This is a genomic window from Sodalis-like secondary symbiont of Drepanosiphum platanoidis (assembly GCF_964059955.1).
In the GTDB taxonomy this organism is placed as follows: Bacteria; Pseudomonadota; Gammaproteobacteria; order Enterobacterales; family Enterobacteriaceae.
In genome coordinates this window covers 38,910-53,775 of sequence record NZ_OZ060924.1, presented here as the reverse complement: position 1 = coordinate 53,775, position 14,866 = coordinate 38,910, and the positions used below count along the sequence as shown (strand labels likewise).

The window sequence follows — 14,866 nt, the reverse complement described above, 5'->3', positions numbered from 1 at the left end:
TTATTAATAATTTAATAAAAATTATTGTTAATTTTTATTAAATTATTAATAAATGGAAAAAATAAATAATTCCTAATAGGATCTAAAATAACATTTTTATTATTTTTTTTTATATAATTTGTTATATATTTTAAATAAAAATTTTTTTTTATTTTATCTTCAGAAAAATAATATTGCATTTCATTATATAATATATAATTTATTTCATCATTTATAATTTTATTTTCATTTATATTTTCTTTTTTTAATTTTGAAAAATAATTAATAATTTTTATAGAAGAAGAATTTACTAAAATAATAGGTTTTTTTAATCCATTAAAATAACCTTTTATTAAATAATTTAAATATTTTTTTGAATCTTCTACTGAAATATTTGGACAATACCAATGATTTTTTATTCCAAAAATATGACTTTCTCCAATATTTCCCATAGAACAATATATTAAATGTTCTAACCATAATAAAAATCCATCTTTTATAGATAAAATATTAGTTTTCCATTTAATTATTCCATTTTTTTGAACATTAAATAAAAAACCTTTTAATTTAATTTTATTTATTTTTAATTTAATTTCTAATGTAAATTTTTTTTTTAAAAATTTTTTTATTTTTTTTGATAAAAAAGTAATTTCTTTTAATTGATTATTCCAATAAATATTTCCATATATACCATATGGTAATTTTCCAGATGAATTAAGAACATTATATAAATTATTAATATTTTTTTTATATAAAAAAACATTAAGTATTTCATTTCTAATTTTATTATGCATAAATTTATTAATAATAAATGGTTCTTCTATTTTTAATATTTTATTTTTTTGATTAAAATTAATTCCTAATCTTTTTTTAAACCAAAAACGTACTGAATTTATATAAAAATTTTTTATATCATTAATAAAAATAAATTTTGTATTAATTATTTTTAAATTTTTAACAAAATTTATATTATAATTATTTCTATTATTTAATAATTTTAACCATTCTGAACAAAAAGTTTGATAATTATCATTTAATAAAAAATTTTTTGAAGAAAAAATAAAACGATTATGAAATTTCCATATATGAGATTTAATAAGAGATTTAGTTATATTAATATCATTTTGATTATCTCCTTCTATATAAAAACTTTGATTAATATATTGATTTAATTCTGTAATAAGAAAAGATGGATTACATAATGTATTATCTTTAATAGAGTTTCCAATAAAACTAATATAAAGATATTTTTTAGCTGATAATATTGCTTCAAGAAACAAATAACAATCATCATTTCTTCTATTACGATCACCTATTCTTGGATTTTTAGAAATTAAATCAAATTCTAATGGAATTAAAGATCTAGGATAATCTTTTTCATTCATTCCTAAAATACATATCATTTTAAATGGAATAGATCTAAGAGGCATTAATGTACAAAAATTAATTTTTCCCATAATAAAACTTTGATTTATTTTTTTATTATTAAAATAATTAAATAATTCATTTTCTAAAATAGAAATTGGTATATTTTTTTTATATCTTGCATTTAATCCAGATTCTATTATTTTATTCCAATATTTTTTTAAAGATAAAAATATATGTTCAGATTTTTCGTCTAATATAAAAAAATCATTTATTATGTCTTCTATATATGTTTTCCATAAATTTAATGGTTTATTTTTTAAAGTTTTATCTCTCCAATAACATAATAAATTAATTATTTCATATATTTTATTAATAATATAAGAAATTTTTCCATTTATTTCATCATATGGAGTAATTTTATTCCATGTTCCATCATCATCATCCATTGCATATCCAAGTAACATTCTTTTTAATCCATATTTCCATGTATATTGATTTTTAATAGGAAAATTAAAAAAATTAATAGTTTTTTTATCTAATCCCCATCTAATTCCTGATTGTTTTATCCATTTATATATTATTTTTATTTCTTTTGAATTAATACAAAATTTTTTTTTAATTGATTTTTCTTTTAATAAATTTAATACATCTTGAGATGTAAATCGACTATGAAATAATTTTATTATATTAAAAAATTCTTTTATTATATTATTCATATAATATGATTTAAATTCAGATATAGAAAAAGGAATATTTCTATTTAATAATTTATCTCCAAATACTGATTTAATTGATGGAGAATATTCTTTAATATTTGCTACCATTACAACAATATCTTTAGGTTCTAAACTAGAGTCTTTTTGAAAAATTGTTAATAATTCATCTTGTAATATTTCTACTTCTCTTTGAATGCTATGACAAACATTTATACTAATTGAATTATCTTTTATATATATTTTTCTTTTATTTTGTTTTTTTAAATTAACATTCATATTAAAAAATGAATTATCTTCTAAGTTAAAGATATCTTTTTGTATTTCATTTAATAAAGATTTATTTTTATTTTTAATAAATAATTTTATTTCTTGTATATCTTGAATATTAGATAAAATACTAATAGTATCTTTTCCTAATTTACCCCATGAAGATAATAAAGGATTTTCTAATTTTTTTTGATTTATAAATTTTATAGATTTTTTTTTATAATATTTTTTATATTTTTTTATCATATTATTTTTATTATTAAATAATTGATTTAAAATAGTTTTATTATCCTGAATATTTTCCCAATAATGTTTACATGGATTTTTAAATAAAAAATGAATATCTATATGACGACTTAAAAAATATAATACTTTTAAATAAGTAAGTGGAAGAGAAGATATTCCAAAAATAAAAATACGTTTAGGAAAATTTTTTGGTAAAATAAATGATTTTGATAAAATTTTAATACATTTATTATATATATTTGATCTATTCCATAAAGAAGACTTAAATTTTTTTAAATTTTTTATAAAGTATCTCCATAAAGAAGATTGCCAATATTGATCTTCTCCTAAACCTTCATAATTTTTTTTATTTTGCCAAGAATTAATCCATTCTGGTCTAAATACAAGATATTGATCAAATAAATCAGCAATTCCAGAAGCAAAATAAAACATTTTTTGAATATCAAAATTTTTTAAATATGATTTTATTTTTATAAAATTTTTTTTCTTATATAAAGAAGGTAATATTGACATAAATCTCCATGTCATAGATATTTTTGTAAAAGAATCTTCTACTAAGATATCAGGAAGAATTTTCATAAAAATATTCCAAATAAAATTTGCAGGAAGAACAAATTTAATATTAGAAGAAATTCCTAAATCTTTACATAATTCTATTTGCATCCATTGAGACATTCCTTTACTTTGTGTTAGAATAATTTCAGATTCAAAAATATCTTTTAATGGTTGTTTTTTTATAATATTAGAAACTAATGATTTTAATAAATCTAATCTATTAGAATGATAAACAATAAACATATTATTAGTTTTATATGAAAATTTTATTATATATAATAATTATTTAAAAAAATTAAATAAAATTTTTTATAAAAAATTTAATAAAAATATTTTAAACTTTAAAAAAATTTTATCCAAATATTTTTTAAATAAAAATTAATAAAATGTATTTTTAAAGGAAATATTATAGATGTTATTAACAATAACATACAAAAAAATTTTTCCCAATAAGGATTTTTATTATTATTTAATATAGGAATTTTAAAACGCCAAGTACATGGCCAAAATAAAGGAACACCTAATGGTGTTAAAAAATCTGCAATAATATGATTAATATATCCTAATATTATTATATATGATATATCTGTAGTAATAAATAAATTTATAATTAATTTAGATATTAATATTTTATATAAAAATATTATTGATAATATACTATGAGTAAATCCTCTATGACCGAATATTTTAAATATAGGTAAAGAAATCCATTTTAATTTTCTTCCTAAAAAAGATTTAGGATGATCAATATCTGGAAGTAAACAACTTATTATACTTCCTGTAATTATATTTAACCAATTATTTTCATTTATAATTTTTAATAAATTTAATTTTTTTATAAAAATAAAACTTGCTAAAGAAAATATTAAATGTCCATTTGAAGTCATAAAAAACCATATATTTTATTAATTTTTTAAAATTAAATATTTATATTATAAATTAATATATTTTTTTATTTTTTTAATATATAAAATAATTTTTTTATTTAAAAAAATAATAATATTTATAATTAAATATTTTTTATAAAATAAATTATTTTATATATTTTATGTATATTAAATTATTTATTTATATTAATTTTAACATTTATATTTTAATTTAAAAAATATTTTTAAACTTTAAAAAAAATTTTATATATAAATTATATTTATATATAAAATATAGTTATATTATATATCTTTATATTATTAAACATTTTTTATTAATATATTTATATAATTTTTAAAGAAAAATTTTTAATAAAAAATATTTTTTAAATTAAAATATATATTTTAATAAATTTTAAAAATTATATATATAAAATTTTAAAAAAAATAAAATATTTATTTCTATAATTTAATTAAATTAAATATTTTTATTATTTAAAAAATACTTATATGTTAATATAATTTATAGTTTAAATTATATAATAATTTATTTTAAATAAATTCATTAAAATTAATATTTTAATTATTATTTTATTTATATATTTTAATATATTTAATATATAAATTTATATTATATAATTTATTTTTAATAAATATTTTATTATTAATTATTAATTTATTTTATGAATTAATTAATTTAAATAAAATTATTTATTTTTTAAATATTTATTAAAAAATAATTTTTATATAAATATATTTTTAAATTTAAAATATTTTAATAAAATTTTAATAAATAAAAATTTAATTAATAAAAATATTTATAATATTTTTTAATCATATTTTTTATATTTTTTTCTTTATTAAAATTTTTTAATTTTTTATAAGATTTTTTCATATAAAAAAGAGCCTTATAAGTTTCTTTTGTATATGGAAAATTATTTATCATATTTTTTGTACGATAAATTACTGCTTTATATGCATTACAATTAATATAATATTTTATTATTTTTAATTCATGTTGTGCAAGTTTGTGTTTCAATATAATTGATCTTTTTATAGAACTTAAAATATATTTACTTTTTGGATAATTATTAATTATTTTATTAAAATCACATAATGCTTCTTTAATATATTTATTATTATGTTCAAATTGATTAATTCTAAATATTTTTTTTAATTTATTATTATTTATAGATATATTAATTAAACCATGTAAATATATTAAATAATCAGATTTTTTATGAAAAGGATTATTTTTAATAAATTTTTCTATTAATTTTTTTGCTAAATAATAATTAGATGATAAATAATAAGAATTTATTAAAGAAATTCTTATTTTTTCAGTATATATTCCAAATTGATTTTTTTTTTCTAATTTTTTTAAAATTTTTATTGAATCTTTATATTTTTTATTTTTTATTTTATTTATTGCAAATATATATTTATCATAAATTGTATTTTGATATATACAATTTTTTTTAAAAGAACAATTATATAATAAAAAACTTAAAAAAATTATTATAATATATTTCATTATTTTAATATATCTCTCTAAATGTAAAATTAAATATATTTTATATTGTAAAAAACAATATAAATGTTTATTAATAATAAATTTTATAATATAACTAAATAAAATTATATGATTTTAAAAAATAAAAATAAATTAAAAATTACTAATGTTTTAAATAAAAAAAATCGTTTAGATAAATTTTTATCTAAATTAATTTCTAATTATTCAAGATCTTATATTAAAAAGTTAATTATTAATGGTTATGTAAAAATTAATAAAAAAATAGAATTAATTCCAAAAAAAAAAGTTATAAAAGGAGATAAAATAGAAATAAAAAACTTTCCAAAAAAAAAAGATCCTATTGCTGAAAATATTAATTTAAATATTGTTTATGAAGATTCTGAATTAATTATTATTAATAAAAAAAATAATATAGTTGTTCATCCTGGAGCTGGAAATCTTTCAGGAACTATATTAAATTCTTTATTATATCATTATCCTTTTCTTAAAAAAATACCTAGAGCAGGAATTGTACATAGATTAGATAAAAATACTACTGGTCTTATGATAATTGCAAAATCAATAAATTCATATAATTTTTTAGTATCATTATTAAAATCTCATAAAATAACTAGAGAATATGAAGCTTTAGTTTATGGGACCATTTTAACTAATGGAAAAATAGATAAACCAATTATGAGAAATAAAAAAAAACGTACAATTATGATGGTACATCCTAAAGGTAAAAAATCTATTACACACTATAAAATAATAAATAATTTTAATTTTTGTACACATTTAAAAATAAATTTAGAAACTGGAAGAACACATCAAATTCGTGTACATATGTCATATATTAAACATCCTATTATAGGAGATAAAACATATATTAAAGGAATTACAAAATATAAAAATATTAAACCAAAATTAAAAAAAATAATGCTTATGTTTCATCGTCAATCTTTACATGCTAAAAAAATTAAATTAATACATCCAATTTCTAAAAAAAAAATTAATTATACAATTGATTTACCAAAAGATATGTTAAATTTAATAAAATCTTTAAAAAATTATAAATAAATATATTTTTTTTAAAAAATAAATTTTAATATTTATTAATAAAAATTAATTTTAATTAAATTAAATATTATAATAATAATTAATTTATTTATTAAAAATTTTAAAATATATATTTTTTTTAAATAAAATTTTATTTAAATAATTTAAATTAAATTAATTAATTTATTAATTAATTATAATTATTTTTAAAACAAAATTATTTAAATTAAAAATTATATTTATATTTTTTTATATTTTATATAAATAATTTTTATAAAATATAATTTATTATTTTTTTAAAAAATTAATATTTATATATTAATATATTTTTTATTAAAATATTTTTTTAATACTTATTATTTAATAATTTATTTATTAAATTTTTGTATAATTTATATAAAAATAAAATTTTTAATTAAAATTCCTTTTTTTGATCTTTTAAAAATAAAATTATAAAATTTTTATAAAAAATATTATATTTTATAAAAAATTTAAAAAAAATCATTTATTTATAATATTTATTATAAAATAATTAAAGATTTTTATTTTATAATTAAATATATTAAAAATATAATTTATTTATTAAAAGTTTAATTTTTATTAAACTTAATGATATAATGGAAAATTTAATGAAATTTTTTTTAAATCCTTCAATTTTTGTTGAATTAATTACATTAATTATATTAGAAATAGTTTTAGGTATAGATAATATTATATTTATAACTATTTTATCTGATACATTAGTTCCTAAAAAACGTAATCATGCAAGATTAATTGGACTTATATTAGCATTAATAATGAGATTAACATTATTTTTAATAATGTCATGGATGGTTAATTTAACATCTCCTATTTTAAATATTTTTTCTTTTTTATTTTCAGGAAGAGATATAATATTATTATTTGGAGGTATTTTTCTTGTATTTAAATCTATAATAGAATTACATAAAAGATTAAAATATAAAAAACATAATTCATCTATTTTAAGTAATTATTCTAATTTTTGGTCAGTAGTTTTTCAAATTGTTATATTAGATACTATTTTTTCTTTAGATTCAATAATAACCGCTATAGGTATGGTTAATAAACTTCCTGTTATGATTATTGCTGTTATAATATCAATGTTTTTTATGTTATTAGCTTCTAAAATTTTAATAAAATTTATTAATTCTCATCAAACTATAATAATATTATGTTTAAGTTTTTTATTAATTATTGGTTTAAATCTAATATTAGAAGGATTTGGATTTTTTATACCAAAAGAATATTTATATTTTGCTATAGGTTTTTCTATTTTAATAGAAATATTTAATTATATTGCTAGAAAAAATTCTATTAAAAATAAATCTAATAAATTAATTAAAAAACATACTTCTAAAGCTATTATAAGATTAATAAGTGGTAAAAATAAAAAAAATAATAATTTTATAAAAAAATCTTTAATTTTTAAAACAAAAGAATATTTTGTAAAAAAAGAAAGATACATGATTACTGGAGTATTATCATTAGCTTCAAGAAATTTAAAAAGTATTATGACACCTAGAAATTCTATTTCTTGGTTAAATTGTCAAAAATCAATTAATAAAATAAAATTTATTTTAATGAAAAATCCTCATAATATATTTCCTGTATGTGATGGAGAACTTGATAAATTAATAGGAACAATACATTCTAAAGATTTAATAAATAAAATAAATAGTAATAAAGAAATTAAAAATTTTGCTATTAATAATCCTACTATCGTTGTACCTGAAACTCAAGATATTTTTAAAGTTCTTAAAAAATTACGTTATTCTAAAAGAAATTTAATAATGATATCTGATGAATTTGGAATAATTCAAGGATTAATTACTCCGTTAGATATACTTGAAGCTATTGTAGGAGGATTTTTTGATGAAGATGAAACTCCAGAAATTGAAAAACATAAAAATTATTTTTTAGTAAAAGGAAGCACAGATTTATATACTTTACAACAAAATTTAAATATATCTAAATTAATTAAAAAAAGAAATAATGTTGTTTCTTTAAGAGGATTATTATTATCTTATTCTAATAAGATTCCTAAGGTTAATGATTTTATAGATATAAATGAATGGAGATTTACTATTAAAAAAATAATAGAATGTCGTATTGATCTAATTTATATTTCAAAAATAAATAATTATAAATTATAAAATATAAAAAATTAAAATTAATATATTTTATATATAAATAAAAAAATTTTTAAAAAAAAAATTATCTAATATTATTAATTATATTTTTTTATTTAAAATAAAAATTTTTATAAAAATTAATTTATATATAAATATATTTATTTTTTTATAAAATATAATTTATTAAAAAATAAATTTTTTATATTTATAAAATATAATTTAACAAATAAATTGAGAGATATTCATGCATAAAAATATGCAAATATTAGAAATTTTATCTAACTCTAGAATTAAATCTTACATTAGAACAGCAAATAATCATCCTATGCTTAGTTCTAAAGAGGAAAAATTATTAGCAAAAAAATTATATTATAATGGTGATTTAAAATCTGCTAAATTACTTATTCTTTCTCATTTAAGATTTGTTATTCATATAACACGTAATTATTCTGGATATGGTCTTTTGCAATCTGATTTAATACAAGAAGGTAACATTGGATTAATGAAAGCAGTAAGTAGATTTAATCCAGATATAGGTGTTAGATTAGTTTCTTTTGCTGTTCATTGGATTAAAGCAGAAATTCATGAATATGTTTTAAGAAATTGGAGAATTGTAAAAGTAGCAACTACAAAAGCACAAAGAAAATTATTTTTTAATTTAAGAAAAAATAAAAATCGTTTAGGATGGTTTAATAAATATGAATTAAAAATGGTAGCTAAAGAACTTGATGTAAAAGTAAAAGATGTAATAGAAATGGAATCTAGAATGTCTGCTCAAGATATGACATTTGATCCAATTTTAGATGAAGAAAAATATGAAGGTCAATTAACAATGTCTAATGCACTACATTTACAAGATAAATATTCTAATTTTGCCAATGATATTGAAAAAAATAATTGGGAAAATTATGCTATTAATAAATTGAATAGTGCATTAAAAATTTTAGATAAAAGAAGTAAAGAAATTATTAATTCACGTTGGTTAAATAATAAAAATAAAAGTACTTTAAAAGAACTTGCTAAAAAATTTGGAGTATCAGCTGAACGTATAAGACAATTGGAAAAAAATGCTATGAAAAAAATGAAAATAAACATTGAATCTTAAAATTTTAATAAAAAAATTTTTAAAAAAAAATAAATTTAAATTTTATTTAAAATAAATTAAATAAAAATTATTTATTTTATAAATAATTTTATATATTAAATTTTTTATTAAAACGATAAACTCTACCTTTAGTATTTATTATTTTTTGCATACCAGTATAAAAAGGATGACAATTACTACATATATCTATATTAATATTTTTTTTTAAAGTAGAATATAAATTTATTATATTTCCACAAGAACAAGTAACAATAATTTTTTGATAAGATGGATGAATATTTCTTTTCATATTATTCCTAAAATTTTTATTAATTTATAATATATATAAATTTTTATTAAAATAAAACTATTATTTTCAATATAAAAATTAATTTAATTAATATTTATATTTAGTTTTTTTTTAAATTAAAATTATTTTTTAAAATTTTACGGTGAGAGAGGGATTCGAACCCTCGATACAATTTTATCATATACACACTTTCCAGGCGTGCTCTTTAAGCCTCTCAGACATCTCACCAATTATTTTTTATGATAATATTTAAATAATAAATATAATTTTTATAAAAATATATAAATATATAAAATATTTTAATATTTTATTATAAATAATTTTAATTTAAATTAATTATTATTAAATAATTTTATATATAAATATATTATATATTTTTTTATATAATTCAAGTAAATATTATTTTTTAAATAAAAATAAAAATATTTTTAATTAAAAATTAATTATTTATATTAATTAATTTTTTGTTAAAATATTATATATAATTTTAAAATTTTTTATTTATTTTTTTTATATTTTAATAAATAATTTTAATTTTTAATAATTTATTTTTAATTTTATATATATTTTATATATTATTTAAATATATTTATTTAAATAAATTTTTTAATGATTTTATTTGTAAAAATAAATAAATTATATTAATTTAAAATATTTTAAAAAATATTTTTTTTAATATTTATAAATATTAATCTTTTTTAAAAATTAATTATAAATTAAATATTAAAAAATATTTTATTAAATATTTTATTTAATAATTTTTATTATATTTTAAATATTTAATATTTTTAATAAATTAAAAAAATTTTTAATATAAAAAAATTAATAAATTACTTAAATTTAAATTAAATAATAAATATATATTTTTTAAAAAAAATAAAAAATTAAAAAAAATTATATTTATACTTGAAAACTTAAAAAATATATGTAATTATTTAAATAATTCCTTATATTTATGGAGTATAATTTTTAATACAATATTTTATATTAAATAATAAATTTTTTATTATATTTTTTTAATAAATTAAAAAAAATTATTTTATTAAAATAAATTATATATAATTATATTAATTTAATTTTATATAAAAATTTATTGTATTAAATTTATTAATTTAATTAATTAAATAAAAATCTATATAAGTTACATTTTATTAACAAAGTAAACTCTAAAAATCTTTTTAAGATTCTTAATTTTTTTATAAAATTTTAAAAAAAATTTTTATTTTTTTATGAAAATATAAGTGATATAAATAGTTCAGGGAAATATATAAGATGGCAAAAATTAAAGGTCAAGTTAAATGGTTTAATGAATCTAAAGGTTTTGGTTTTATAACTCCTGCAGATGGTAGTAAAGATGTTTTTGTACACTTTTCAGCTATTCAAGGTAATGGATTTAAAACTTTAACAGAAGGTCAAAATGTAGAGTTTGAAATCCAAGATGGACAAAAAGGTCCATCAGCAGTTAATGTTACTGCTTTATAATTTTATTTTAAATAAATAATTATTTTTAAAATTAAAGTTTAAATAAAATTCCCCATAAATAAATTTATGGGGTTTTTTATAATATTTATATATAAATTTTATTTTAAATAATTTATTGTTAAAATTTTTTAAATAAAAATTAATGAAATTTTTTAAATAAATCACATATATGTTTTATTAAAAATAATAATGAATCAATTAATTTATATATCTAATTCAAAAAGTAAAAATATTTCTGTTTGGAATATAAATAAATATGGAAGATTAAATTTATTACAAAATGTTATTACACCTGGAATATGTCAACCTATAGCTATTAATGAAAAAAAAAAAATTTTATATGTTGGTATTCGTCCTAATTTTTCTATAGTAAATTATTTAATTAAAAAAAATGGATTTTTAAAACAAATAAAAATAACTAAATTACCTGGATGTTCAGTTTATATTAGTTTAGATTTAAAAAATAAATATTTATTTTCTAGTTCATATCATTCAAATAATTTAAGTATACATCCAATAAATTCTAAAGGTTTAATAGAGAATAAAATACAATTAATTAATAATTTAAATAAATGTCATTGTTCTACTTTAGATTTAAAACAAAAAATATTATGGGTGTCTTGTCTTGGTAGTGATTGCATTAAACATTTTTATTTAAATAAATTAAAAATTTTTACTTTAATTCCATCAATGCAAATAAATAGTTCAATAGGTTCAGGTCCTCGTCATATTATTTTTCATTTATCAGGAAAATATGCTTATGTTATTAATGAATTAAAAGGAACTATTGATGTAATAAAAATATATAATTCTAAAAAAATTTCAAAAATTGTACAATCAATAAGTATTTTTAAAAAAAAATATAATAATATAAAATGGGCATCAGATATTCATATAACTTCTAATAATAAATGGATTTATTGTAGTGAAAGATATACTAATAGTATTATTCATTTTAATGTTTCAAAAAATGGGAGTTTTTTAAAAAAAATTTATAGTTATAAATGTGAAAATCAACCAAGAAGTTTTTTAATAGATAAAACAAATAATTTTTTATTAATTATTGGACAAAAATCAAATTATGTTCAAGTAATGTCTATTAATAAATATAATGGTTTTTTAAAAAAAATATCTAGATATTATACAGGAGAATGTCCATCATGGATTTCTTGTATAAATATTAAAATTTAAGTTTTTTATTTTATCTTAAATAAGATATAATTATATTATATTTTTATTAATTAATTTTTATAAATTAAAATAAAATATATATTTATTTTATATAAATTATTCTAATTTTATTTAAATAAAAAATAAAAATAATTTTATTATTATTTTTTTTATTTTTTTTATTTAAAAAATTATATATTTTTATATATTTATTATTATATATAATAAAATTTATATATATAAAATTTATTATATTTTGTTTTATATTTTAATCTCTTAATTTTATTAAAATTTATTTATGTTTATAATAATTTTTTTATTTAAAGTTTTAACTAATTTTTATATTTCAATATTAATATTATATTCTTGGATGCAAAAAGTTAGATGTAATTTTTATAATCCATTAATACAATATACAATAAAAATTATTAAAAAATTTATAAAATTTAAAAAATTTTATAATTGGAAATCTGGAAATTTTGATATATCTATTTTATTTATAGCTTTATTAATATCTTTAATAAAATTTCCTATAATTTTAATTTTAGAAAAAAAAATAGATATTATTTTTTATAAACCTTTTTTGTTTATTATTATTGGATTTATTGTTTTTATAAAAAATTTTGGAACATTAATTTTTTGGATTAGTATATTATATTCAATTTTTAGTATAAATAGTTATATGCACAAAAATATATATATTATATTATATCAATTAATTGATCCATTTATTTATCCAATTAAAAAATTTCTTTTAAAAATTGGATTATTTGATTGTTCTTCTTTTATTTTTATTACTATATTACAATTATTAAATTATTTAGGAGAAAAATTATTTTCAAATATATGGATAAATGTATAATTAATATATTAATTTTTATCTTTTAATATATACAAATAAAATTTATGAAAATTTTATATGAATATAAAAAAAATTCCTTTAAGTTTATATATACATATTCCATGGTGTGTAACTAAATGTAATTATTGTGATTTTCATTCATATAAAATTAAAAAAAATGATTTATATGATGAATATTGTAAACATATTTTAAATGATTTATTAAAAGATATTCAATTAATTGAAAATAGAAAAATTAATAGCATTTTTATTGGAGGAGGAACACCAAGTATACTTAATCCAAATTTAATAAAAAATTTATTATTTAAAATAAATAAATTAATATCATTTAAAAATAATATAGAAATTACTATTGAAATAAATCCAAATAATTTTAATAAAGAAAAATTAATTATATATAAAAATTCAGGAATTAATAGAATTTCAATAGGAGTTCAAAGTTTTGAAAATAAAAAATTAAAATTAATTGGAAGAGATCATAAAAAAAATAATATAATTGATACTATTAAAATTATTAATAATAATAAAATAAAAAATTTTAATATTGATATAATGTATGGACTTCCTCAACAAACTGTTAATCAAGCTATTAATGATATAAAAAAAGCTATTAGTTTAAAACCATCTCATATATCTTGGTATCAATTAACTATTGAACCTAAAACTTTATTTTATTCTAATCCTCCTATATTACCAAATGATACAATTTTATATAATATATATGAAATAGGAAATAAATTATTAAATAAATCTGGATATATACAATATGAAATTTCTTCTTATGCAAATAAAAATTTTAAATGTAAACATAATTTAAACTATTGGAAATTTGGTGATTATATAGGTATTGGTTGTGGTGCACATGGAAAAATAACAAAAAAAAATGGAATTATTTTACGTACTTTAAAAGTTCGTCATCCTAAAAAATATATGTTAGGAAAATATTTAGATAAATGTGAAACTGTTTTAAAAAAAGACATTCCTTTAGAATATTTTATGAATAGATTTAGATTAAATGAATATGTATTGAAAAGTGATTTTTTTTATTATACACAACTTAATTTAAAATATATTAGAAAAATGATAAATAAAGCAATTTATATGAAATTTATAAAAGAAACTTCTAAATATTTTATTTTAAAAAAAAAAGGTAAATTATTTCTTAATTCTTTATTACAAATATTTATTAAATAAAAATTATAAAAATATTAATTTTTTAATATATTTTATTTTTTA

Annotated in this window: 11 protein-coding genes and 1 tRNA gene; 7 read left to right on the top strand and 5 right to left on the bottom strand. The window is 13.9% G+C overall.

The window, feature by feature from the left end; all coding sequences use genetic code 11:
• Positions 1 to 11: 11 nt before the first annotated feature.
• From recC to bamD, 3 genes are all read right to left on the bottom strand, one after another.
• Positions 12 to 3,374 carry an exodeoxyribonuclease V subunit gamma gene (recC, locus tag AB4W47_RS00250; RefSeq protein WP_367670646.1) on the bottom strand — a complete coding sequence of 1,121 codons (3,363 nt, stop codon included), beginning with the start codon at positions 3,372 to 3,374 and terminating at the stop codon, positions 12 to 14.
• A gap of 98 nt (positions 3,375 to 3,472) precedes the next feature.
• Positions 3,473 to 4,018, bottom strand: coding sequence for a metal-dependent hydrolase (locus AB4W47_RS00245; protein ID WP_367670645.1), 546 nt, complete (start codon positions 4,016 to 4,018; stop codon positions 3,473 to 3,475).
• 784 nt (positions 4,019 to 4,802) lie between these two features.
• On the bottom strand, positions 4,803 to 5,531 hold the full coding sequence (gene bamD / locus AB4W47_RS00240; protein WP_367670644.1) for an outer membrane protein assembly factor BamD: 729 nt from the start codon (positions 5,529 to 5,531) through the stop codon (positions 4,803 to 4,805).
• 108 nt (positions 5,532 to 5,639) lie between these two features.
• Here bamD and rluD point away from each other — a divergent pair, with 108 nt between their 5' ends.
• The 3 genes from rluD (at position 5,640) to rpoH (ending at position 9,827) form a co-directional block, all read left to right on the top strand.
• Positions 5,640 to 6,590 carry a 23S rRNA pseudouridine(1911/1915/1917) synthase RluD gene (gene rluD / locus AB4W47_RS00235; RefSeq protein ID WP_367670643.1) on the top strand — a complete coding sequence of 317 codons (951 nt, stop codon included), beginning with the start codon at positions 5,640 to 5,642 and terminating at the stop codon, positions 6,588 to 6,590.
• A gap of 608 nt (positions 6,591 to 7,198) precedes the next feature.
• Positions 7,199 to 8,743 (top strand): TerC family protein, encoded by a 1,545-nt coding sequence (locus AB4W47_RS00230; protein WP_367670642.1) that lies wholly within the window; start codon positions 7,199 to 7,201, stop codon positions 8,741 to 8,743.
• A gap of 223 nt (positions 8,744 to 8,966) precedes the next feature.
• A complete protein-coding gene (gene rpoH / locus AB4W47_RS00225) occupies positions 8,967 to 9,827 on the top strand; it encodes an RNA polymerase sigma factor RpoH (RefSeq protein ID WP_367670641.1) in 861 nt (286 codons plus the stop codon).
• 88 nt (positions 9,828 to 9,915) lie between these two features.
• Here the strand turns inward: rpoH and rpmE are convergent, their stop codons facing one another.
• Together rpmE and AB4W47_RS00215 are read right to left on the bottom strand one after the other, a co-directional pair.
• Positions 9,916 to 10,116: a 50S ribosomal protein L31 gene (rpmE, locus tag AB4W47_RS00220; RefSeq protein WP_367670640.1), complete on the bottom strand. Its 201-nt coding sequence runs from the start codon at positions 10,114 to 10,116 to the stop codon at positions 9,916 to 9,918.
• A 140-nt stretch (positions 10,117 to 10,256) separates the two neighbouring features.
• Positions 10,257 to 10,344: transfer RNA gene (locus tag AB4W47_RS00215), tRNA-Ser, on the bottom strand.
• Between the two features lie 1,044 nt (positions 10,345 to 11,388).
• Here AB4W47_RS00215 and cspE point away from each other — a divergent pair.
• The 4 genes from cspE to hemW all read left to right on the top strand — a co-directional run bounded on the left by cspE (position 11,389) and on the right by hemW (position 14,824).
• Positions 11,389 to 11,598 carry a transcription antiterminator/RNA stability regulator CspE gene (gene cspE / locus AB4W47_RS00210; RefSeq protein ID WP_367670639.1) on the top strand — a complete coding sequence of 70 codons (210 nt, stop codon included), beginning with the start codon at positions 11,389 to 11,391 and terminating at the stop codon, positions 11,596 to 11,598.
• Positions 11,599 to 11,787: 189 nt separating this feature from the next.
• A complete protein-coding gene (locus AB4W47_RS00205) occupies positions 11,788 to 12,789 on the top strand; it encodes a beta-propeller fold lactonase family protein (RefSeq protein ID WP_367670638.1) in 1,002 nt (333 codons plus the stop codon).
• A 277-nt stretch (positions 12,790 to 13,066) separates the two neighbouring features.
• A complete protein-coding gene (locus AB4W47_RS00200) occupies positions 13,067 to 13,630 on the top strand; it encodes a YggT family protein (protein WP_367670637.1) in 564 nt (187 codons plus the stop codon).
• A gap of 57 nt (positions 13,631 to 13,687) precedes the next feature.
• The gene (gene hemW / locus AB4W47_RS00195) at positions 13,688 to 14,824 is read left to right on the top strand and encodes a radical SAM family heme chaperone HemW (RefSeq protein WP_367670636.1); all 1,137 of its coding nucleotides are present in this window, start codon (positions 13,688 to 13,690) and stop codon (positions 14,822 to 14,824) included.
• Positions 14,825 to 14,866: the final 42 nt, after the last annotated feature.